The 22,281-nt window shown below is 73.1% G+C and carries 18 protein-coding genes; 7 read left to right on the top strand and 11 right to left on the bottom strand.

Annotated elements, in window-relative coordinates:
• Nucleotides 1–307: 307 nt before the first annotated feature.
• The 5 genes from EDD29_RS19190 to EDD29_RS19170 form a co-directional block, all read right to left on the bottom strand.
• On the bottom strand, nt 308–529 hold the full coding sequence (locus EDD29_RS19190; RefSeq protein ID WP_123665735.1) for an MbtH family protein: 222 nt from the start codon (nt 527–529) through the stop codon (nt 308–310).
• A 122-nt stretch (nt 530–651) separates the two neighbouring features.
• Entirely contained in the window at nt 652–1,542 is an 891-nt protein-coding gene (locus tag EDD29_RS19185; protein WP_211359794.1) for a M56 family metallopeptidase, read from the bottom strand.
• 565 nt (nt 1,543–2,107) lie between these two features.
• Nucleotides 2,108–2,527, bottom strand: a complete 420-nt coding sequence (locus tag EDD29_RS19180; protein ID WP_123665734.1) for a hypothetical protein — start codon at nt 2,525–2,527, stop codon at nt 2,108–2,110.
• 286 nt (nt 2,528–2,813) lie between these two features.
• A complete protein-coding gene (locus EDD29_RS19175; RefSeq protein ID WP_123665733.1) occupies nt 2,814–4,022 on the bottom strand; it encodes a ferredoxin reductase domain-containing protein in 1,209 nt (402 codons plus the stop codon).
• An 839-nt stretch (nt 4,023–4,861) separates the two neighbouring features.
• Complete coding sequence (locus tag EDD29_RS19170; protein WP_123665732.1) at nt 4,862–7,240, bottom strand: alpha/beta hydrolase family protein; 2,379 nt, start codon at nt 7,238–7,240, stop codon at nt 4,862–4,864.
• 208 nt (nt 7,241–7,448) lie between these two features.
• On the opposite strand from EDD29_RS19170, the gene EDD29_RS19165 reads away from it, so the two are divergent.
• The gene (locus tag EDD29_RS19165) at nt 7,449–8,879 is read left to right on the top strand and encodes an FAD-binding oxidoreductase (RefSeq protein WP_425454976.1); all 1,431 of its coding nucleotides are present in this window, start codon (nt 7,449–7,451) and stop codon (nt 8,877–8,879) included.
• Here EDD29_RS19165 and EDD29_RS19160 read toward each other — a convergent pair.
• Both EDD29_RS19160 and EDD29_RS19155 read right to left on the bottom strand, forming a co-directional pair.
• Nucleotides 8,876–10,285 carry a glucose-6-phosphate dehydrogenase gene (locus tag EDD29_RS19160; protein ID WP_170201467.1) on the bottom strand — a complete coding sequence of 470 codons (1,410 nt, stop codon included), beginning with the start codon at nt 10,283–10,285 and terminating at the stop codon, nt 8,876–8,878. The two genes, EDD29_RS19165 and EDD29_RS19160, sit on opposite strands and share 4 nt — an antisense overlap.
• A gap of 73 nt (nt 10,286–10,358) precedes the next feature.
• Entirely contained in the window at nt 10,359–12,002 is a 1,644-nt protein-coding gene (locus tag EDD29_RS19155; protein WP_123665730.1) for an amidohydrolase, read from the bottom strand.
• Nucleotides 12,003–12,230: 228 nt separating this feature from the next.
• Here EDD29_RS19155 and EDD29_RS19150 point away from each other — a divergent pair, with 228 nt between their 5' ends.
• The 6 genes from EDD29_RS19150 to EDD29_RS19125 are packed head-to-tail and all read left to right on the top strand — an operon-like array spanning nt 12,231 to nt 17,620.
• Nucleotides 12,231–13,745, top strand: a complete 1,515-nt coding sequence (locus EDD29_RS19150; RefSeq protein WP_123665729.1) for an ABC transporter substrate-binding protein — start codon at nt 12,231–12,233, stop codon at nt 13,743–13,745.
• A gap of 2 nt (nt 13,746–13,747) precedes the next feature.
• Nucleotides 13,748–14,737: an ABC transporter permease gene (locus tag EDD29_RS19145; protein WP_170201466.1), complete on the top strand. Its 990-nt coding sequence runs from the start codon at nt 13,748–13,750 to the stop codon at nt 14,735–14,737.
• Nucleotides 14,734–15,570, top strand: a complete 837-nt coding sequence (locus EDD29_RS19140) for an ABC transporter permease (RefSeq protein WP_123665728.1) — start codon at nt 14,734–14,736, stop codon at nt 15,568–15,570. The genes EDD29_RS19145 and EDD29_RS19140 overlap by 4 nt, the downstream gene beginning before the upstream one ends.
• Entirely contained in the window at nt 15,563–16,471 is a 909-nt protein-coding gene (locus tag EDD29_RS19135) for an ABC transporter ATP-binding protein (protein ID WP_148086016.1), read from the top strand. The genes EDD29_RS19140 and EDD29_RS19135 overlap by 8 nt, the downstream gene beginning before the upstream one ends.
• A complete protein-coding gene (locus EDD29_RS19130) occupies nt 16,464–17,210 on the top strand; it encodes an ATP-binding cassette domain-containing protein (protein WP_123665726.1) in 747 nt (248 codons plus the stop codon). Before EDD29_RS19135 ends, EDD29_RS19130 begins: the two co-directional genes overlap by 8 nt.
• Before the next feature lie 11 nt (nt 17,211–17,221).
• Nucleotides 17,222–17,620, top strand: coding sequence for an ACT domain-containing protein (locus EDD29_RS19125; RefSeq protein WP_123665725.1), 399 nt, complete (start codon nt 17,222–17,224; stop codon nt 17,618–17,620).
• 4 nt (nt 17,621–17,624) lie between these two features.
• Here the strand turns inward: EDD29_RS19125 and proC are convergent, their stop codons facing one another.
• The 4 genes from proC to EDD29_RS19105 all read right to left on the bottom strand — a co-directional run bounded on the left by proC (nt 17,625) and on the right by EDD29_RS19105 (nt 22,200).
• The gene (gene proC / locus EDD29_RS19120; protein WP_123665724.1) at nt 17,625–19,040 is read right to left on the bottom strand and encodes a pyrroline-5-carboxylate reductase; all 1,416 of its coding nucleotides are present in this window, start codon (nt 19,038–19,040) and stop codon (nt 17,625–17,627) included.
• Nucleotides 19,041–19,111: 71 nt separating this feature from the next.
• Nucleotides 19,112–19,990 carry a pirin family protein gene (locus tag EDD29_RS19115; protein WP_123665723.1) on the bottom strand — a complete coding sequence of 293 codons (879 nt, stop codon included), beginning with the start codon at nt 19,988–19,990 and terminating at the stop codon, nt 19,112–19,114.
• A gap of 72 nt (nt 19,991–20,062) precedes the next feature.
• Entirely contained in the window at nt 20,063–20,692 is a 630-nt protein-coding gene (locus EDD29_RS19110) for a DUF305 domain-containing protein (RefSeq protein WP_123665722.1), read from the bottom strand.
• A complete protein-coding gene (locus EDD29_RS19105) occupies nt 20,689–22,200 on the bottom strand; it encodes an LVIVD repeat-containing protein (RefSeq protein ID WP_148086015.1) in 1,512 nt (503 codons plus the stop codon). Before EDD29_RS19105 ends, EDD29_RS19110 begins: the two co-directional genes overlap by 4 nt.
• Nucleotides 22,201–22,281: the final 81 nt, after the last annotated feature.

The raw sequence follows: 22,281 nt of genomic DNA, 5'->3' as shown, positions 1-22,281 counted from the left end.
CGCCGGACGGGCCCCTCGTCCGCGGACCCCCACCGGCATCGCGGCCGCCGATGTCCGGCGCGTGACCATGACCGGCTTCCGGATCCCGCCCTCTTCGGCGGGATCCGGCCGCTCGCGCGAACCGGCCGAGCGCGCGGGCGTCGCCCGCAACCGGGCCGTCAGCCACGGCTCCCCGAACACGACACGCGCCGAGGCCGCCGAGCTCTCCGTGCTCGGCGGCCGTTACGCGGGCCCGCGACCGGCCGTGGTCGGTGCCGCCCACCCTCGGGGACCTGAAACGGTCGGCGCCCGGCCCCGTCGGGCGGCGTCAGTCCGCCCGGTCCGCCATCGCGGCGGCGAGGCTCGCCGGGCGCATGTCGGTCCAGGTCCGTTCGACGTGGTCGAGGCAGGCCTGGCGGGAGTCGGGGCCGTGTGCGGTGGTCCAGCCCGCCGGGACGTCGGCGAACACCGGCCACAGGGAGTGCTGGCCCTCGGCGTTGACCAGGACGAGGAAGGTGCCGTTCTCGTCGTCGAAGGGGTTGGTGGACATGGACGCGGCCTCCAGTTAGGTAAGGCTAAGCTAAGTCGCATCAAGCTTGGATCGATCCCGCACTTCCTGTCAAGACGGGACGTATCAAGACACGAGTCAGCCGCTGGGGAGCGTCGCCCGCGTCACCTGCGGTAAGCGAGCAGTTCGTAGAAGTCGTAGGCGCACTCGCCCGTCCATACGATCGTGCTCGCGGCGAGCAGCACCGGCATGCCCAGCAGCCAGCGGCGGCGCACCTCGGGGCCCGTCATCGCGGCCATCCGCCGCGGCACGACGCCGGAGCTCATCGCGAGCAGGCCCGGCGGCCGCGCGCTCGGCCCCGCCCCGTTCACCGCCAGGGCGGCGTGCGCGATCGCCCGCGCGACGTCGGCCCGGCTGCCGGTGACCCGCGCGGCCTCCTCGTCGGCCGCGCGTTCGACCAGGTAGGCGACCTTCTTGACCAGCGGCCACAGCAGCGGCTGGGCGTACGCGGCGAGACGGGTGAACCACACGAGCTGGTGGTGCCCGCCGTCGAGGTGGGCGCGCTCGTGCGCGAGGACCGCCGCGTACTGGCGCTCGCTCAGCGCGTCGCGCAACCCGGTGGTGACCACGACCCTGCCTTCGGCGTCGGGCCGTCCGGGCAGGGCGAAGGCGTCGACGCGGTCGTCAGGGACGACCACGACCTCGTCCCCTTCGCCTTCCCCGGCGTCCAGGTGGTCGACCTCCTCCCACGCGCCCCGCAGGGACGCCCGGTAGCGCCGCCAGCCGAGCAGGACCGCGACCACGCTGACCGCGAACCAGACCACCGAGAGACCGGTCGCCCAGGGCACGTGCGCGGTGTCGGCCTTCACGACCTCGGCCGACCAGCCGCCCCATCCCGCCACGACCGGCAGTTCCGCCAGCGCCTTCAGCGCGAACGCCACGACGTTCGTCGTGGTGCACACCGCGGCCGCGACGGCCGACCAGGCGAACACCCGCGCGGCGAACGCGGGCCGCAGCCGGTCCGCCAGGGGCCAGGTCACCAGGAGCACCAGCACCGGAGCAACCAGAACGGAGTATGCGAAATGGTCGAACATCATTACCTCTCGGGCGGGTCGCGGCCGCCAGTTTCGCACAGTTCCCGGGGCCCACTACCTACTACAGACCTGCAGTAGGTAGGCGCGCCTTCCTTCGGCCGGGCCCGTCCCGCCGCACCGGAGCGCCACGGTGCGACGACGGGGGAAGACGCATGCGTACCGCGGTATCCGGCGACGACTCGGCGGTTCCCGCGCCCCGCAGGCGCGCGACGGCGCGGGACGGCACCCCGCCGCGCACCCGCCCCGAGCTGCTGCCCTTCACCGGCTCCCTCCCCCAGGTGGCGGCCGGCGACCTCGTCCGGTGCCGCGACGGGCCGCGGCTGGAGCCGACGGATCGCGCTCGACGTCCCGTGCCACGACCAGGCCGCCGCCTACCGGACCCGCCGGCCTACGGTGCCCACCGCGAACGAGCACGACCCGCACGAGCACGGCGCCGAAGCGCCCCGCGTGAACCGGCCCGCCGAGGACGTGGCCCGCGCGGACCTGCCCGTCCCCGGCCCCATCATGGCGTCCGGGGCGGGACGCCTCAGGTACCGACCAGGCCGAGATCCGCCCGGAGCGCGTGGAAGAACTGGACGGCCCGCGGCAGCTTGTGCGGCTTGTACCCGAACCGGGCGAAGCTCGCCCGCAGCTCCTCCTCGCCCGCCCCGGCGGCCGCGAGCCCGAGCTGCTCGGCGTACACCTCGCGCGCCCACCCGGTGAGGAACTCGCGCCACCGGGCCTCCCCCCCGACGACCGCCCGCATCGACTCGCCCACCACCGCGCCGTCCGCGTCCAGCAGCCCCATCCGCTCCATCAACTCCAGCAGCTGCGGGCCGATCGACGGCGGATACTCCGCCACCGCGCTCAGATCGAACCGCGCGGGCAGCGCCCCTCGCCCCGCGAGATCCCCGAAGAACGCCACGAACGTCCGGTACGAGAACGACGGCGGCATCCACCCCTGCATCAGCGACACCTTTCTCACACTTCCCGACCCATCTCCACCATTCTGCCGGACCCCCGCGACCTCCCACCGCACCCGGAAGCGGCCGCCCCGGCACGGGAAGCCGCCCATCGGGACCTCCGGCGCACGGCTTCCGGTGGTGTGGCCGTCCGGCCGGGAGCGACGTCGGTGCGGGCCCGACCGCCTCTCCGATGGGTTCCCTCCGGCCTCTGTACCGCGCGCCCCGGCGGTCGACGAATCAGGGCTGCGTTTCTCGCAGGCCGGTGCTGTTCCGGGCGGGCGGGGTGGGTCACAGGTAGGCGTCGGAGCGGTATCCGCCGTGGTCGAGGCGGAGCGTCAGCCACTCCTCGGCCTCGCCCGGGGTGGCATCGGTGGCCTCGGCGTATATGCGGGCGCAGGTGTCGGCGACGGCGGGGGCCATACGGCGGCCGTCGCCGCAGACGTAGAAGACCGCGTCGCGCCGCAGGAGGTTCATGACGTCGGTGCGGTCCCGCCACAGCCTTTCCTGAACATAGCGGACACCGTCCTCCGGGGCCGCGGAGAAGGCGGGACGGACGTCCACGATCCCCGCCTCGGCCCAGCCGGCCAGCTCGTCACGGTAGAGGAAGTCCGCCTCCGGGCGGTCGCACCCGAAGAACAGCAGCGACGGCGCGGGCGCCACGCCCTCGTCGAGCGCGCGCAGGGCACGGTCCTGGAGGAAGCCGCGGAAGGGCGCGATCCCCGTGCCCGCGCAGGCCATCACCATCGGCGTCATCAGGGACTCCGGCGGGTGGAACGCCTTCCCCGACCCGGCCACGGACACCGCGACCCGCGTACCCGGAGCGGCGTCCCCGAGGAACGTCGACGCCGACCCCGCGAAGGCCCCTGACGGGTCGCGCACCACGGCGACCGTCAAGGACACTCGGCGCGGGTTCCAGCGCGGCGAGGACGAGATCGAGTACCTGCGCGGCACCAGCGGGGCGTGCAGTCCGAGGAACTCCGTGAAGTCCACCGCGCAGCCGGGGTGCCGCTCCAGCAGGTCGAGCACCGTGGGCCGCCGCTCCCCCGCCTCCGGTTCGCGGGCGGCCAGCGCCGCAAGGTCGTCCCTTCCCGCGTGCGCCGGAGCCGCCGCGGCGAGCCGGGTGATCCCGCCGCGGGTCGCGGGCTCCGCGAGCGCGACGTGCCCGGCGAGGAACTCCCCCGCCGTCAGGGTCTCCCGGCCGCTCAGCACGAGCCGGGTGTCCTGGGCCAGCCCGAACCTGGCGAGCACGCGGTCCACCACGGCGGCGGAGTTCGGCGGCAGGACCGCCAGGTAGTCGCCGGGAAGGTACGAGACGCCGTCGGGCAGGGCGATCTCCAGATGCCGCTTGGACCGCGCGCCGTTCGCGACGAGCTCCCGGTTCACCACGACGGTGCCCACGCCGAGCCGTGCCGCCGAGCCGAGGGCGGCCCCCGCGCACTCGATCTCCGGCGACGGGGCCGCCCCAGCCTGCGCCATGTCCCTCAGCACGTCCGCCACGGCCCCTCCCCGAGCGCAGAACCCTCACGTGTCCCCGAGTCCTCTCACCGACCATCCCCCCGCGATCCCCCACCAAACGACGCAGCCCACCGGCCTGCCCCCGGGTACGGTCTCCGGATGCCGCGCGGCGTGGCCGAGTGGCACCTGCCCTTCACCGTCGGGTGGACCGGCCCTCTTCGACGATCCTCGGGCGCGGGCGCAGCCGAGCCGCGCCGGGCCCGCAGGCGCGTCCGCGCCGGACGATCGCGCGCGACGACCAGCGACCGACCCCGCCATCCGGCGGGGAGAATCCGCCGCGCGGTCGGCGCGCCGACGGCCGAAGGGCGGCGATCATGGTGGCTCCGGTCACATCGCCCCTGGGATCCGACGATGACCACCACCGCGACCGCCTCAGGATGCGGGTAAGCCGAACACCCGGCCCGCAGGTGGGCGGACGCTCGATGCGGATGACGGGATGCCCGTGCAGGTGAGTGGGCCTCCAGGTGGGCGGAACCAGGGCACGGCGGTGCGAGTGATCGGGTCTCGGACCGGGCGGGGCCAGGAGGCGGCTGACTGGAGGGCCCCGACGACGGCGTCCGGGTCGAGCGGGGCGGGCGCGGGGACCGCGGGCAGTTCTACCGCGCGCCACCTGCCGCCGTCCCAACGGCGAACTTCTTGAAGAACCGCACAGCCCATCCCCCCGAACGCCTCAGCACCACATGATCACCAGACGCTAACGTCCGTCGAACAACGTGCACATCCCTCATGCGAGGGAGACGAAAAGGCCCGGGTTCGGAGGGTCGGTACCGAACCCGGGCCGCGGATCGCCAGGCCCGGGGGGAGGGCCTGGCGGAGGCGGGTCAGTCGTCGTCGGTGACGACGAGGCGGGCGAAGCCGGCGCCGATCGTGGCGTTGGCGGGAACCGTGGCGATGACCTGGTAGGACTGCGCCGCAGTGGCGACGGTGTCGTTGCCGACCAGCGGGATCGTGAAGGTGCCGGAGGTCCTGCCCGCCGGAATCGTCACGACCGCGGTGTTCTGGGTGATCACCGGGGCGGTGCCGGTCGCCAGGGACTGGAGGTTCACGGTGACCGGGACGCGGGTGCGCTCGGACAGGGAGACCCGCACGGTGGCGGTACCGGGCCCGTCGCCCTCGACGACGGTCGCGCCCTCGACGGAGACCTGGGGCAGCTCGTCAAGGGTGGCCCTGCCTACGCGCAGGTCGGTGAAACCGAGGTCGGCGAGGTAGACCGCGCCGGTCGCGCTCGCGCCGCCGAGGACGATCGAGCGGATGTCCTTGGTGTCGACCTTCGCGAAGCCGTCGACCGGGATCCGGACCGAGCGCAGCCAGGTCTTGCCGAGCGGCGAGGCGGTACCGGGGAAGGCGGTGAGGGAGTCGCCGACATCGGCGACGTTCACCGTGGCGGTCCTGCCCCGGCCGTCCACGACGGTCACCGAAAGGTCCAGCTCGGCGTCCGCGGCGACGGTCTCGTCACGGGCCACCCGGAAGGTCAGGTAGTCGGACCTGTCCGCCCTGCGGTCCTTCTTGGCCACCGAAGCGGTGAGCCTGCCTGTGGTGTCGGCCCACGAGAAGCGCATGACCGGGGTCGCCGCGACGTTCGGGGCGTAGGTCGCCGGGGTCCACGAGGGGGCCTGGGACGTGGTCAGGCGGGTCGCGCAGGACGGGAGTCCGGTCTGCGGGGAGCGGTCGAGCATCGAGGCGCAGATGGCGGCGGTGGCGTTGCCGGACACCTTCGCGGAGGAGGCCGCGGAGGTGAAGGCGGCCACGTCGGTGCGCTCGGAGGCCGGTGCCTGCGCGACGCCGTGGACCTCGGCGCGGCCCGCGGAGGCCGGGACCTCGTCGCTGCCGTCGAACAGCGGCAGGAACTGGTTCTCGCCGCCCTGGACAAGGCGGAAGAAGCCGGCGATGTAGGCGGTGCCGACGGCGTACTGCTCGGCGGCCGTCAGCCGGGACGCCGAGGCGTTCAGGCCACAGACCGCGTCGTTCTGGTTGCCCCAGTCGTCGTTGGCCGGGGCGGTCGCCACACCGGGCGTCCACTCGGTGTTGAAGTAGTTGTGGTTGGTGCCCATGATCATGAGCGACGACTTGAAGGCCGTGTCGTCGGCGTCCGCGTAGAGCGAGTCGTCGTAGAAGTGCTGCCCCTGCTGGTTGGAGACGTCGCCGTCGCAGTAGGGCAGGACGACGGCCATGGGCACGTCGGGCAGGGTGGCCCGCGCGAAGTCGGTCGGGGCGAGCGGCAGGACCGCCTCGATGCCGTACGGGTGCTTGCGGCCCGCGTTCATGAGGGCTGCCTTGACGACGCCCTCACCACCGCGCGAGTGGCCCATGAGGCCGATGTCGTCCATGTCCAGTCTGCCCTTGAACAGAGAGACGAGCCGGGCGTCGCCCTTCCCCCTGTTCGCCTCCGCCAGAAGGTCGAGGTGGCGCATGACGACCTCGCCGCGGGCGAGCGCGCCGCGGTCCTCGGAGTAGTTCGCGTCCTGCGCGTTGACGCCGTTGGCGGCGACGGACACGACGACGTAGCCGTGGCCGGCGAGGACGTCCGCCGGGCCGGTGTACCCGGTGTCGCTGAGGATCGGCTGGTAGCCGGTCGGGCACGGCCAGGCCGAGTTGCCGGTGCGGCGCGTGACCGGGTCGTAGCAGGCGGAGTGGCGACCGTGCAGGAAGACGACGACGGGCCGCTCGCCCTTGGCGTTCACCGGGAGGTACACCGAGGCCTTGATCTCGGCTTTACGGCCGCCGAGTCCCTCCAGCGTGATGGCCTCGTCGCCGAGGTCGTACTCGGCGTGCTGGACCGAGTAGCGGCCGGGCTCCGCGGGGTCGGCGTCGGCCTTCTCCGGCTTCTTGCCGGGCTTCGGCAACAGGCCGAAGGAGCGGGCGGAGATCGGGCTCTCGACCTCGCCGTTCCAGGCGACCTGGACGCTGCCGGGGTCGGCGGCGCGCGGGTCGGAGGTGAGCAGGGTCAGCGTCCTGCCGTCCTGCGACTCGATCGCGGGGCCGAGGGACTCGCCGTCGACGGCGAGTTCGGGTGCCGCGTCCCGGACGGGCAGGGCCTCGTCGAGACTCAGGGTGATCAGGTGGCCGCCGTCGACCTCGGCGACGGTCCAGTCGCCACCGGGGGCCGCCGACGCGGGAGCCGTCAGCAGGGTAGTGGTCAGGGCGGTCGCGGCCGATACTGCGAGGGCCGCGCGCGCCCAGGCCCGGGGGGCCTTTCGCATGCGTTCTGTTCCTTTCGAGCGCGAAACAGCTGTGACACGGGAGGTGAGCAGTGCTCATGTTTCGCGGGTTCGCGCCCGATTAGACCGATCAAGAACGTCACAACTGTTAAGTGGGATTCCACTGGTGTTAAATCACCCTTGACACAGTGATCACACTCTGTACAAATCGCGGGTTGATGTGCAGGTGAGGGGTACTTTCGAGGTGAAAGTGAGGTGCGTCATTTCTCTCTCGACCATCGACGACCTGGCCAAGGCCCTCCCTGACAGCGGCCTCATCACCGATCCCGACGTGCTCGCGGGCCTCGGCCACGACGAGGCCGAGTGGGCCCCCGTCGGGGCTCCCCTCGCGGCGCTGCGGGCGCGCTCCGCCGACGAGGTGTCCCGCGCCGTCGCGGCCTGCGCCGACCTCGGCGTGCCCGTCGTCCCGCGCGGCGCGGGCACGGGCCTGTCCGGCGGTGCGAACGCCGTGGACGGGTGCCTCGTGCTCGACCTGTCGAAGCTGAACGCCATCGTGGAGATCGACCCCGAGAACATGCTCGCGGTCGTCCAGCCCGGCGTCGTCAACGACGATCTGAAGGCCGCGGTCGCCGAGCACGGCCTGTGGTATCCGCCGGACCCGGCGAGCGCGCCCTGGTCGACGATCGGCGGCAACGTCGCCACCAACGCGGGCGGCCTGTGCTGCCTCAAGTACGGCGTCACCCGCGACTACGTGCTCGGCATGGAGGTCGTCGTCGGAGGCCCCGGCGGTGAGTACGGGACGCGGCTGCGGCTCGGTAGGCGGACCACGAAGGGCGTCGCGGGCTACGACCTCACTGGGCTGTTCGTCGGCTCCGAGGGCACACTCGGCGTCGTCACCGAGGTGACGCTCCGGCTGCGCCCTGCCCGGCGCGACGCCCCGCGCACGGTCGTCGGCTCGTTCTCCGGCCTGGTGGAGGCGGGCAGGGCGGTCGCCCTGGTGACCGCGCGCGGCCTCGTGCCGGCCGCGCTGGAACTGCTCGACCGGACGTGCCTGGAGGCGGTGGAGGACTGGAAGCACCTCGGTGTGGACCCGTCGGCCGAGGCGATGCTGCTGGCCAGCGTCGACTCCCCCGGCGCTGCAGGCGACGAGGAGGCCGAGGCGGTCGCCGCGGCGTTCCGCGACGCGGGCGCGCTGTGGGCCGAGCGGTCGAGCGACCCGGTCGAGGCTGAGGCGCTGTTCTCCGCTCGGCGCCTCGCCTACCCGGCGCTGGAGCGGCTCGGGCCCGTCCTCACCGAGGACGTGTGCGTGCCGCGGTCCGCGGTCCCGGCGATGCTGGGCAAGGTCGAGGAGATCGGCCGCCGCCACGGGGTCGGGATCGCCACCATCGCGCACGCGGGCGACGGCAACCTGCACCCGCTGCTCATCACCCCGCCCGGCGACGCGGCCGCCCGTGCCGCGGCCCAGGCGGCGTTCGACGACCTCATCGCCGCGGCCCTCGCCCTCGGCGGCACCGTCACGGGCGAGCACGGGATCGGGCTGCTCAAGCGCGCGGGCATGCAGCAGGAGATGCCGGTCGGCGTCCGCGCGATGCAGCGGGCCGTCAAGGACGCCCTCGACCCGCTCGGCCTGTTCAACCCCGGCAAGGTGATCGGCGCGGACCCGGCCTTCACCCGGCCTTAGGGCGCGGGGGTGTACCAGTGGCGGCCGGGCGTCAGCCGGGCCGCCTCCGCCGGTCCGTCGCTCCCCTTGCGGTAGGGGATCGGCGGGTCCGGGAGGTCGAGGAGGGGGCCTACGACGCGCCAGCACTCCTCGATCGCGCGCATGCTCGCGAATCGGCGGGTGTCGCCCGTCATCACGGCGGCCATGACGCGCTCGTAGGCGGTGACGTTGCTTCCGGTCAGGTGGGGGAAGTCCGCGGCGGCGGCGACCCCGTCGACCAGTTCGGCCGACGGGGCGGGCAAGGCGGGCCAGGGACCGTGCGCGGCCAGCAGCTGGACGGTGACGCCCGCGTCGGGCTCCAGGCGGAGGCGGAGCAGGTCCGGCGGCGCGTCCGCCACGGCCCGCGTGAGGCGCGAGGCGGGCACGGGACTGCGCAGCTCCACGACGATCTCGGTGGCGGTGGCCGCGAGGCCCTTGCCCGCCTGGACGCAGAAGGGAACGCCCGCCCACCTCTCGGTGTCGACGAACAGCCGCAGGGCCGCGTACGTCTCGGTGGTCGAGCCGGGCCGGACGCCTTCGGTGTCCCGGTAGCCCTCGTACTGGCCGCGTACGTAGTCCTCAGGGGTGACGGTCCGGAACGCGCGCAGGGCACGGACCCGTTCGGCGACGACGTCTTCGGCGGCGTTCGTCTCGGGCGTCTCCATGACGAACATGGCGAGCGTCTGGAGCAGGTGGTTCTGCACGACGTCGCGCAGGCATCCCGTGTCGTCGTAGAAGCCGCCCCGCCCTTCGACGTCGAGGTCCTCGATCCCGAAGACCTGGACCGAGCGCACGGCGTCGCGGTGCAGGGTCCGGTCGATGAGGGTGTTCGCGGCGCGGAAGGTGAGGAGGCTCTCGACCGCGTCCTTGCCGAGGAAGTGGTCGACGCGGCGGACCTCCTCGGCGGGGAAGCAGCGGGTCAGCCGCGCCTCCAGGGCGCGCGCCGAGGCGAGATCCCGCCCGAACGGCTTCTCCACGACGAGCCGGGCCCGCTCGTTCAGGCCCGCCGCGGCGAGGGCTTGCGCGGTCTCGGCGTACCGGTCCGGGGGGATCGCCAGATAGTGGGCCAGGAACCTGCGGTCGGCGACCTCCGCGACGATGCTCTGGAAGCTGTCCGGATCGTCGTAGTCCACGGCGGCGAGCCTGAGCAGCCCCGCGAACTCGGCGAACACCGCGTCGTCCACCGGCCCCTGGGCCTCGACCGCCTTGCGTGCGTGCTGCCGCAGGTCGTCGAGGGTCCGGCCGCCGCGCGACACCCCGACGATCCGGCCGAGCGGGAACCCGTCGCGGACCAGCCGGTACAGCGCGGGAAGGACCATCTTGGCCGCGAGGTCCCCGGTGATCCCGAACAGCACGAGCGCGTCGGCCCTCGCTCCGGCTCCGTCCATGTGGCCTCCCCCGGTCCTTGAAGGGCCCCTTACCGTCGTCGCCGGATCGGGAAACCCTTCGGGGCCGACGGGGTCAGGCCGTCGGGGAGGCGTAGACGCGGGCGCCGTCCACATAGGTGAGGGCGACGCGCGTCTCTGCGAGGGCTTCGGGAGCCGTGTAAGGGTCGCGGTCCAGGACGACGAGATCAGCCCGTTTCCCAGGCACGAGGGAGCCTGAGTCGTCGAGGTGGTTGGCGTGGGCGGAGCCCGCCGTGTAGGCCGCGAGCGCCGTCGTCAGGTCGAGCCGCTGGTCGGGGAGGAAGGCCGGGCCGTCGGCTTCGGGCAGAACCCTGTTGACGGCGACGTGCAGGGCCTCGAAGGGGTCGGGGGTGGACACGGGCCAGTCGCTGCCCATCACCAGGGTGGCGCCCGCCCGGTGGAGGTCGGCGAACGGGTACTGCCAGGACGCGCGTTCCGGGCCGAGGAACGGGATCGTCAGCTCGTCCATCTGGGGCTCATGGGCGGCCCAGTACGGCTGGAGGTTCGCCAGGGCGCCGAGGGCCCGGAACCTGGCGACGTCGGAAGGGTGCACGACCTGGAGGTGGGCGAGCTGGTGGCGGGTGTCGCGGAACCCGTTGGCGGCGCGGGCCGCCTCGATCGCGTCGAGCGCCTCCCGGACGGCCCGGTCGCCGAGCGCGTGGAAGTGGACCTGGAAGCCGTGCGCGTCCAGTGCCGTGACGTGCGAGCGCAGCGCCTCGGGGTCGACGAAGCTGAGGCCGCTGTTCCCGGTGAGGCAGCCGCACCCGTCGAGGTAGGGCGAGGTCATCGCGGCGGTGAAGTTCTCCGCGACGCCGTCCTGCATCACCTTCACGGTCGAGCAGCGCAGCCGCCCGACGGTGAGGAGCTCGCGTCTGTCCAGCAGCTCGGGGATCTGCTCGGCGCCCTTGGTCCGCGACCACCACAGCGCCCCGACGACCCGGGCCGTCAGCAGCCCGTCGCGGGCGGCGGTCAGGTAGGCGTCGGAGATGTCCGGGTAGCCGTCCGTGCCGCCGACGATGGCGTCCTGCCAGGCGGTGATGCCGAGCCCGTGCAGCATCTCCTGGGCGCGCAGGAGGCCCTCCAGCCGCTCGCGCGGGGTGTCCGGCGGCACGTGCGCCCCGACGAGTTCCACGGCGCCCTCGTGCAGGGTCCCCGACGGGTTCCCTCCGGCGTCCCGCTCGATCCTGCCGTCCGCCGGATCCGGAGTGTCCGCGGAGAGGCCGGCGAGTTCCAGCGCACGGGTGTTGGCCCACGCCCCGTGGTGGTCGCGGTTCTGGAGGAGCACCGGACGGTCGGCGACCGCCCGATCGAGCAGCGCCGCGGTGGGGGTGCCGCCCGGGAAGCTCTCCATCGACCAGCCGCCCCCGGTGATCCACGGCAGCTCGGGGCGGGCGTCGGCGTAGGCGCGGATCCGGCGCAGGTACTCGGCGACGTCCGTGGTCCCGGTGAGGTCGCAGCGCGCGAGCTCCATCCCGCCCATGACCGCGTGGACGTGCGCGTCCTGGAACCCGGGGAGCAGCGCCCGCCCGCGCAGGTCGACGACCTCGGTGCGGTCCCCGATCAGATCCTCGACCTCGTCGTGCCCGACCGCGAGGATCCGCCCGTCCCGGACGGCCAGCCGGCTCGCCCGGCTGCGCGCCGCGTCCATGGTCAGGACCGGTCCCCCGGTGAAGACCAGATCGGCGGGACGGTCGCTCATGCCTGCTCCTTCGCTGCCCGTGCGCACCTCGCGCACCGCACCAAGGATGCCCGAAACCTGCCTGTGAGTCCTACTCCTCGCCCGAGAAGCGAACTCCCGCCACTCCGGTAACCGCCGTGTTAAGGGTGATCGCGGCACGGGGTCGGCATCGCGCGCTCTCTTGACGGCCTCCCAGCGCCTGACTTACGTTCCCTTCAGCGTAACGCGGTTTCTGAGAAGGAAACGAAAATGGGCGAAGTGTTGTTCTTGAGCCGCAGGCGGCTCCTCCAGCTGGGTGGCCTCGCGGCCCTGACCGTGGCGACCGGGTGCGCCACAAGCGCGGAAGAAGGCGGCGATGCGGCCGCCACCCCGTTCGTCTTCGCCTCGACCTCCATCACCAACTCCCTCGACCCGCTGATCGCGCTGTCGAGCGTCGGCACGACGTTCACCACCCAGGTGTACGACCCGCTGGTCGGCCTCGGCGCCGAAGGCAAGGCCGAGCCCGCGCTCGCGACCGCCTGGAAGCAGGTCGACGACCTGACCGTGGAGTTCACGCTCCGCGAGGGCGTGGTGTTCCACGAGGGCGGCGCGTTCGACGCGGCGGCGGTCGTCGCCAACATCGAGCGCGTCCTGTCGGACAATCCGGCCTTCGCCGCGCGCAAGGGCGAGATGGGCTTCCTCAAGGGCGCGGAGGCGGTGGACGCCAAGACCGTCCGGATCACCACCTCCGAGCCCGACCCCGTGCTGCTCAACCGGCTGAGCCGCCTCCACATCGTCGATCCGGCGATCTTCGCCAAGGACCCGGCGAAGATCGCATCCGGCACGGGGCCGTTCAAGGTCGCCAAGTACGAGGTGAACAAGAGCATCGACCTCGAGGCGTTCCCGCGGTCCTGGCGCAAGCCCGGGGCGGTCGCCTCCGCGCGGCTCGTCGCCATCCCCGACTCCGGCACCCTGACGACGGCGCTGCGCTCGGGCGAGATCGACGCCGTGTTCGGGCTGCCGCCCGCGGTCGCCGCCCAACTCAAGGACTTCACCGTCCAGGCGCCTCCGGCGGGGTCGTGCGCGATCCTGTCGATGATCCCGGCGGTCGAGGAGAAGCTCGGCGACAAGAACGTCAGGATCGCCCTGAACCTCGCGATCGACAAGGACGAGTTCGTCAAGGAGGGACTGTCGGGCTTCGGCGAGGTGCCGACCGGCCAGCTCCTCCAGCCCGGCTACCCGGGCTACGACGAATCCCTGAAGGGCTACGGGTTCGACGTCGCGAAGGCCAAGGAGCTCCTGGCCGGCGCGGGAGCCGACGGACTCACGCTGAACATCGCCACGACCGCGCTGTTCAAGCAGCAGGCCGAGATCGCCGCGGGCTACCTGACGGCGGTCGGCATCAAGAGCGAGGTGATCATCCAGGACCTGGCCACCTTCATCACCTCGTTGCTCGGCAAGAGCGAGGTGCCGCTGCTGTACTGGCAGACCGACTACTTCGACCTGAAGGACATCGCCAGCGTCAGCCGGTTCGGCCCGCAGCCGAAGGGCGTGCAGAGCCACTTCGAGAACGACGACTACACGTCGCTGTTCGCGAAGTCCGGCACCGAGCTCGACCCCGACGCCCGGGCCGCGACGATCCGGGAGATGGCCGGGATCCTCAACGAGGAGGCCGGCGTGGTGTTCCTCGCCTGGCCGAAGACCGTCTACGTGCACGGCAAGGACGTCGACCTGGGGCTCACCCCGAACGGCAACGCCGACCTCGCCGACTCGAAGAAGTCCTGACCTTGGCGACCGCCTCACTCAAGCGGCCGGACGCGTCACGCGCGCGTCCGGCCGTGCCCGCCTGGCTGCCGTGGACCGTCCTGCTGTGGGCGGTCCGCCTCGCCGTCACCGTCCTCGGCATCCTCACCCTGCTGTTCGCGCTGCTGCACCTGTCGGGCGACCCTGCCGCGGTGCTCGTCGGTCCGGGCGGCAGCGCCGAGGACCTCGCGCGGGTCCGCGCCCAGCTCGGCCTGGACGACCCGTTCCTCGACCAGTACCTGGCCTTCCTCGGCGACGTCGCCCGGCTGGACTTCGGGAACGCCCGCGGCAGCGGCGAGGCGGCCCTCCCGTCCGTGCTCGCGAAGCTGCCGCTCACCCTCCAGCTCGTCGTCTCGACACTCGCCCTGTCCCTCGCCCTCGGCCTGCCGCTCGGCGTCCTCGCCGCGGCCCGCCGCGACGGCCTTCTCGGCCGGGTCGTCTCCGGCGCCGCCGCGCTCGGCCAGGCGGTCCCCAACTTCGTGCTCGGCCTCGTGCTGCTGCTGGTGTTCGCGCTCTGGCTCGGCTGGCTGCCCTCCTACGGTTCCACCACGCCCGCGCACACCGTGCTCCCGGTCGTCACGCTCACCCTCTTCACCCTCGCCCGGGTGGTGCTGCTGACCCGCGCGGGCGTCCTCGATGCGCTGTCCCAGGACTTCTGCCGCGCGGTCACGGCCAAAGGCGGCAGCCACGCGCGGGTGCTGTGGCGGCACGCGCTGCCGAACGCGTTCCCGCCGGTCCTGGCGTTCCTCATCACCGACACGGGCTACCTGCTGTCGGGCACCGTCCTGGTCGAACAGCTCTACGCCTATGACGGCATCGGACGCGGCCTCGTCGTCGCGATCGGCGAGCAGGACTATCCGACGGTCCAGGCCACCGTGTTCACCGTAGCCGTCATCGTGGTCGCCGTCAGCGCGCTGGGCGACCTCCTCGGGAGGGTCGCCGACCCGCGCGTAGGAAGGGAGTCCGCGGGATGACCCGCCTTACGACCTCCGCCCGCATCGCGCTCGCGGGGCTGATCCTCCTCGGCGCGGCCGTCGCGTTCGGGCCGCTGCTGCTGTCCGCCGACCCGCTGGAGCAGCACCTCGCCGATGGGCTCGCGCCGCCCTTCTGGATGGACGGGGCGATCTCCGGGCACCCCCTCGGCACCGACCAGCTCGGCCGCGACCTCCTCGTCCGCACCCTCGCGGGCGGCCGGACGTCCCTGCTCGTCGGATTCGTGGCCGCGACCCTCGCCTGCGCGCTCGGCGTCGTCGCCGGGCTCGTCGCCGGTTACCTCGGCGGACCGCTCGACCGGCTGATCATGGGCGTGGGCGACCTGTGGATCGCCTTCCCGTTCCTGGTCCTCGCGCTCGCCGCGATCACCGTCGTCGGGTCCTCTACGCCCGTACTGATCGTCCTTCTCACCCTCGCCGGGTGGGTGACCCCTGCACGGGTCACCCGCGCGCTGGCACGACGGTTGAAGGGCGAGGACTACGTGAGCGCGGCCGTCGGGTTCGGCGGCGGCCACCGGTACGTCCTCACCCGGCACCTGCTGCCCGCCGTCGCGGGCGCGAACGCCGTCATCTGGACGTTCATGGTCGGCGCGCTCATCCTCATCGAGGGCGGGCTGTCCTTCCTCGGCCTCGGCGTCCGGCCCCCGACGCCGTCGTGGGGCACGATCCTCAACGACGGGCGCGACCTCATGGAGACCGCCTGGTGGGTGCCGCTGTGGCCGGGCCTCGCCCTCACCCTGACGGTCCTGCTCGTCAACCTCCTCGGCGACGGCCTGCGCCGCGTCTTCGACGTCAAGGAGAGCGACCGTGCTTGAAGTAAGCGACCTCCGCGTGACGGCCGGGAAGACCGTCCTCGTCGACGGGATCTCCTTCTCCGTCGGGCACGGCGCGATGCTCGGGCTCGTCGGGGAGTCGGGATCCGGCAAGACCACCGCGGTCCTCGCCCTCGCCGGGCTCCTGCCCGACGGGGTCGAACGGGCCTCCGGAGAGATCTCCCTCGACGGGACCCCGCTCACCGACGCCAGGCTCGCGAAGGTCCGCGGCAAGGACGTCGGCCTGGTGTTCCAGGACCCGTCGTCCTCACTCGATCCCCTCATGCGGGTCGGCTCACAGGTCGCCGAGGTGTTCCGCATCCACGGCGCCTCCCGGGGCGAGGCCCGGCGGCGGGCCGTCGCGCTGCTCTCCCGGGTCGGCATCGAGCGGCCCCGCGCCCACCCGCACCAACTGTCCGGCGGGCAGCGCCAGCGCGTCGGGATCGCCGTCGCGATCGCACTCGGGCCCCGCCTCCTCATCGCCGACGAACCCACCACGGCCCTCGACGTCACGGTCCAGGCCCAGATCATGGAGCTGCTGCTGTCCGCGCAGAAGGAGACCGGCGCCGCGACCGTCCTGGTCAGCCACGACCTCGACCTCGTCGCCCGGCACGCCGACACGGTGGCCGTCATGTACGCGGGGCGGCTGGTCGAGACGGGGCCCGCCGCGAAGATCTCGGCGCGGCCCGGACACCCGTACACCAAGGCCCTGCTGGAGTCCCGGCCGAAGCTCGGCGCGGGACGCGGACCGCTTCCGGTGATCCCCGGGCAGGCGCCGCATCCCTCGGACCGACCGTCGGGGTGCGCGTTCTATCCGCGCTGCCCCATCGCGCTGGCGCGGTGCGCGAGCGAGACGCCCGCGCTGAAGAACGGCGTCGCGTGCTGGGCGGCCGCCGATGAGTGAGCCGCTGCTTTCACTGACCGACGTCCGCAAGTCCTACGGGCGGCACGAGGCCGTCGCCGGCGTCAGCCTCGACGTCGGCAGGGGCGAGACCGTCGCGGTCGTCGGCGAGTCCGGATCGGGCAAGTCCACGCTCGGGCGCTGCGCGGTACGGCTGACCCGGCCGACCTCCGGGAGCGTCAGGTTCGACGGGATCGAGCTCGCCGGGCTGTCCGGGCGGCGGCTCAGGCCGCTGCGGCCCAGGTTCCAGATGGTGTTCCAGGACCCGTCGGGGTCGCTCGATCCCCGCTGGACCATCGGACGGTCGCTGGCCGAACCGCTCGGGCTCCAGCGGCGCGACGCCGACGTGGGCGCGCTGCTCGGCGAGGTCGGGCTCGATCCGTCGTTCGCCGGGCGCAGGCCGCACGAACTGTCCGGCGGGCAGCGGCAGCGGGTCGGGATCGCCCGCGCGCTGGCGCTCTCGCCCGACCTGCTGGTCCTGGACGAGCCGGTCACCGCCCTCGACGTCTCGGTCCAGGCGCAGATCATCAACCTGCTGCTCGAGCTCCAGGAGTCGCGGGGGCTGGCGTACCTGCTCATCTCCCACGACCTCGCGGTCGTCGGCGCGCTCGCCCACCGGACCGCGGTGATGAACGCCGGGCGGGTGATCGAGGCAGGGCCCACCGGGCAGATCCTTGGCGCGCCCGAACACCCCTACACGCGGATGCTGCTGGCTTCGGCGGGCGGCGCGGAGGCCGTCTAGACTGGGCGCCCGTGACGCCCGAGACCGACCTCGCCAAGCTGCTCGCCGGCATGCGGCCCGGACTCTCCCCGGGCCGCTACGTGTTCACGAGCGTGCCCGGACCCGTCCCCGCGGGCCTCGCGCCCATCGTCACGGTCGCCGAGGACGAAGGACTGACGCTCGTGCTGCGCCAAGAGGAGGCCGACGCGGCGTGCCTCCCCTATGACTACGTCGCGGCCCGGATCACGCTGCGGGTCCACTCGGCGCTGGCCGCCGTCGGGCTGACCGCGGCGGTCTCGCGGGTCCTCGCCGAAGCCGGGCTGAGCTGCAATGTCGTCGCGGGCTTCCACCACGACCACCTGTTCGTGCCCCACGAGGCCGCCGACCGGGCCGTCGCGCTGCTGACCGCGCTGGCCGAAGGCGCCCCCTGACGCGTCAGCCCGTCCGGTGCAGGAGGCTCTCCGCCACGGAGGCGAGCTTGCCTTCGTCGAGCCGGTGCAGCGACTCCGAGACGTTCACGCCGACCCAGGTCGGCACCGCCCCGCCCGTCGCGGGCACCGTCCACGCCGCCTCCAGCGCGACGGGCGTCGGGTGGGCGGCGAGCCGCAGCGCCTCGCCGAGCCGCCGGGCGTCCGGGCCCGGCTCGCCGCGCCGCCAGAGCAGGGACGGGCCGACACTGTGCCAGGCGTTGACGACCCCCACCTCGAGCTTCTCCGGACGATCTCCGGACAGCAGCGGCGTCCCGTCAGGCAGCCTCCAGTGGGCGGGCGCGTCGCCGAGGGTGCTCCAACGGCCCCGGGCCGCGGCCTCCACGACCGCGTGCAGGAACGCGGGGTCGGCGACGCGGGCGCCGAGGAAGAGCTCGTCGGTGCAGAACACCTCGACCGCGACGTCCTCGCCCGCCGCGCCGAGCCACTCGTCGAGCTCCCGCACCGACGCCGCGTGCGGCCGGACGACGAACGGCTCCTCCCAGACGCCGCCGGAGGCGAACTGGAGGCGGGTGACGGGCAGCGCGGCCCGGGCCCGCAAGAACCCGGGCAGCCGCGCGTCGGCGGGCTCCGCCCTCTCCGCCGCGGCCCGCACGGCCTGGCGCACCGCCCGCGCGACCTGGCCCCGGTCGAGCCGGTCGACCGCCGCCGAGGTGGTGCCGCCGGGCGTCGTCACCTCGGCCAGCAGTTCGCCCGGCGCCGCTCCCTCCTCGCGCAGCAGGATGCCGGCCCCCGCGAGGGTCCGGGTGACGAGCAGACGGGCGGTGTCCCGGTCGAGGCCCTCCCCGGCCGCGGCGTCCACGAGCGCGTCGGCGACGTAGTAGAGGTAGGCGGGGCCGGATCCTGCGACCGCCGTGGCGGCGGGCTGCTCTCCCTCGGGCAGCCAGACGACGGCGCCCATCCTGCCGAACAGCGCCTCGACCCGTTGCCTGATGTCCGGCGCCGTACCGGCCGGCGCGGACAGCACGGTCATGCCCGCCCCGTAGGCGACGGGGATGTTCGTCATCGCGCGGACCACGGCGACCCCGCCGGGCAGCCCGCCGGTGAGGCGCTCCAGCGAAACGCCCGCGGCGAGCGACACGACGACCGCGCCGGGCCGCAGCGTGCCCCCGATCCGTGCCAGCACCCCGGCGACCCCGGCCGGGGGCACCGCGACAAGGATCGTCGCGGCCTCCTGGACCGCCGTCACCGGGTCGGTGCCGACCGCCACGCCCAGCCGCTCGGTCAGCCGCGCGGCGGCGTCCGCCGACCCCGACGACCCGGCGATCGCGGCGGCCGGGAGGCCCCCGCGCAGCAGCCCTCTGACGACCGCCTCACCGAGCCGTCCGACTCCGACGACCGCGACCTCGACCCCACTGCCCATAGGGCGGGTCTTGCCGCCTGGAGCCCGTCACATCCAGGATTCTCCTGATCTTTACCGGGCGCTGACCGGGCTCACCTGTCGTAGGCGAGCCGCGCCTGGCGCGGGACGGGACCGAACAGGCCCGCGTGGAAGTCCTGGAACGCCTGGGTGATCTCGGCCGGTTCGTTCATGACGAACGGGCCGCCCATCACCACGGGCTCCCGGAGCGGCGCGCCGCTGTAGACCATGATCTGGACCTCGCGGTCCCGGTCTGCGGCGGCGAGGTCGAGGACGGTGCCCGGGGCGTCGGGCACCGGGTCGGACCACGCGGTGCGGCCCTCCGCGACGGGGCTTCCCGCTATCTCGGCGTCGCCCTCGACGACGTAGGCGAACAGCCGGTGGGCGGCCGGGACGGGCAGCCCGTAGCGCGCTCCGGGATCGAGCGTGACGAGGACACCCTGGACCGGGTGGTGGTCGAGCGCGAGACCGGTGACGCCCTCCACCGTCCCGGACACGACGTCGACCACGGCGCCCGGACGGGTGAACCTCGGCCTGGCCGCGGCCAGGACGTCCCGGTACCGGGTCTCGGCCATCTTCCGGCCCGCCGGCAGGTTGAGCCAGAGCTGGAGGGTGTGCGCGTGCTCGTCGCGGTAGGCGAGTTCGCGGTGGATGATGCCGCGCCCGGCGGTCATCCACTGGACGTCGCCCGGCTCCAGCGCGCCCGCGTTGCCGAGATTGTCCCCGTGCTCCAGAACCCCGCCGAGGACCGTCGTGACGGTCTCGATCCCCCGGTGCGGATGCCATTCGAAGCCCGGGGAAGAGAACCGGTCCTCGGCGAGCAGCAGGAACGGATCGGTGCTCGCCGGGTCCGTCGGCACGATGATCAGTGCCTTGTCGTCCACCTGCGCGTCCGGGCCGAGCCTCCGCTTCGCCGTGATCCGATCCACTCCACGCGCTACGGGGGCTGCCACCGGGGTTCTCCTTCGTTCCTGGCGGACGCGCGTCCGCACGCGCCGCCCTCCCGACGCTACTCCTGCGCGCGCTCAGGTGGGAGACGGGAGAGGTTCCGCGCCCAGGGCTGCCAGAAGACCGGTCATGGTGGCGGCCTCCTGACGCTGCTCGGTGGCCATCCGGACGGCGAAGGCGCGGACGTCCGGGTCGGTCGTGAGGCCGACCACGGCGTCCGCCATGAGCAGGCCGCCCTGGTGGTGGCGGATCATGAGCTGGAGGAAGCGGGTCTCCAGGGCCGCGCCTTCCAGCTCGCCGAGGGCGTTGACCTCGTCGGTGGTGGCGAGGCCGGGCATGGTGGCGGTGCCGCCGTGGGCGTGGCCTTCGGCGTTCATCCAGGCCATCGGCCGGCCTTCACCGATGTGCGGGGCGTCCCAGAGCGCGAGGAAGCCCTCCAGCCGGCCGATCTCGCGAAGCTGGGCGAGCTGCATGCCCGTCGCGAGCTGGGACACCGCGTCCCCCGCGCCGCCGCCGAGCGCCGCCTGGGCGAGCGTCACCGCCTGCCCGTGGTGGACGATCATGTCCTGGGCGAACCCGATCTCGACCTTCCCCGCCGGGCGGACCCGGTCGCCACCGCCCGTTCCGGTGACGAGGAGGGCGGCGACCGCGCCGAGCGCGAAGAGGGCTACGGCGACGAAGGCCCGCCCGGCGAGCGCCCGTGTCACAGCGGGTACACGCCGTTGCGGAAGCGCAGCAGGAGCGCGCCGTTGTCGTCGCACGCGACGTACAGCCGGCTTCCGGCGAAGCGCGGCGGGGACATGCACCAGTCGGCCGTCATGTCGGTCTCGCCGGTGTACAGGGGCTCGTCGTCCGGCCTGAGGTTCAGCAGATCGGAGAAGTAGCCGCCGAACGGGACGAACGCGTGCGCGGAGTTGGTGAGCTTCGCGCGCCTGCCGACCTGCGCGGGAGGGTTGAAGTAGGCGATCTCGCTCGGGCGCTCGAGGTCGCGGATGTCGAAGACGCGGATGCCCGACTGGGCCCAGCCGCACGCCAGCGCCGTCGGGTTCACGGTCCGGTCCATCGTGCAGTAGTGGGAGTCGTAGCCGAAGATGCCGTTCTTGGCGAGGTCGGCCTTGCGGGCGTTGGTGTGCTCCGGCCGGTTGATCTCCAGCTTGATCTTGCGCACGAGCTTCGGCCTGCGCTCGTTCGTGAGGTCGAAGAACCTGACGCCGCCCGAACCCAGCTCGTCGACGGCGATCATGTAGGTGCGGCCGTTCTGAGTGAACGGGTGGGCGTACTGGCTGACGATGCCGTCGTCCCACGACACCTTGGAGACGAGCCGCAGCCTGGCGTCGGGCTTGCGCCGCTGGATCTCGCTGGAGTCGAAGACGCTGATCCCGGCGGGGATGCCGGAGTTGGCGATGAACAGGCGGTTGCCGTCCGGGCTGACATGGACGCCGTGGGAGAGGGTGTCGGTGAGGCCGTTGAAGACGACCTTGGGCTTGCGCGGGTTCGTCATGTCGAGGGCCGCGACGACACCGCCGACCAGGCCGGTCGTCCAGTAGGTGCGGCCGTCGGGCGACCAGGCGGCCTCGTGGCCGGGGAACGCGCCGGGCATCGTGAGCTGGGTGCCCTTGATCCCGTTCAGCAGCCGCGGGTGGGCGCAGTCGGTCTTCACGTCGTAGACCGAGACGAAGAAGCCGCCGACGGCCGCGCCCACGGACACCGCGGCGAGCAGTCCGCGGCCCTCGTGGACGCGCAGGGTCTCCCAGGTGCCGCCGAGGGTCGCGGGACTCACCAGTGACGTCGTCAGCTTCGGCTTCTTCGGGTTCTTGAAGTCGATGACGTTCACGCCGCGCTTCTTGGCGGTGACCGCGCTCGGCAGGATGGTCCCGAGATACTGGCAGGTCCCGTAGGCCGCGCCCACGGTGGCCTGCCCTTGGCTCTGGTAGCGGCTGACGAGTTCGAGGTTGCACTCGTAGCCGCGCTTGCTGCGGCCGCTCTTGCGGTCTTTCAGCGGGACCTGGCCTTGCAGGCCGGTCTCCGGCCGCGAACCCGGGCCGCACTCGGCGCGCGGCACCTTCGCGCTCACCGCGGCGCCCGCCACCGCGGGCGACCCTCCGGCCGCGCCCAGCCCGACCGCCAGGATCAGGCCCGCGAGGCCCGCTCCGGCCCGCCGCCACCGTCCGGGACCGTCCTCGCCCGACACCGTCCGTCGCGCCACAGGTCTCACCAGCCCTCCGCCTCGGCATGTTTCCAGTGAGTAACTTAAGTGAGCCCTTACACACCGGATAGAGTCAGATTCGCGAAAAGC

The organism is Actinocorallia herbida (assembly GCF_003751225.1).
GTDB lineage: Bacteria > Actinomycetota > Actinomycetes > Streptosporangiales > Streptosporangiaceae > Actinocorallia > Actinocorallia herbida.
The sequence above is the reverse complement of the archived record's forward strand: the minus strand, read 5'-3'. Positions and strand labels throughout refer to the sequence as shown.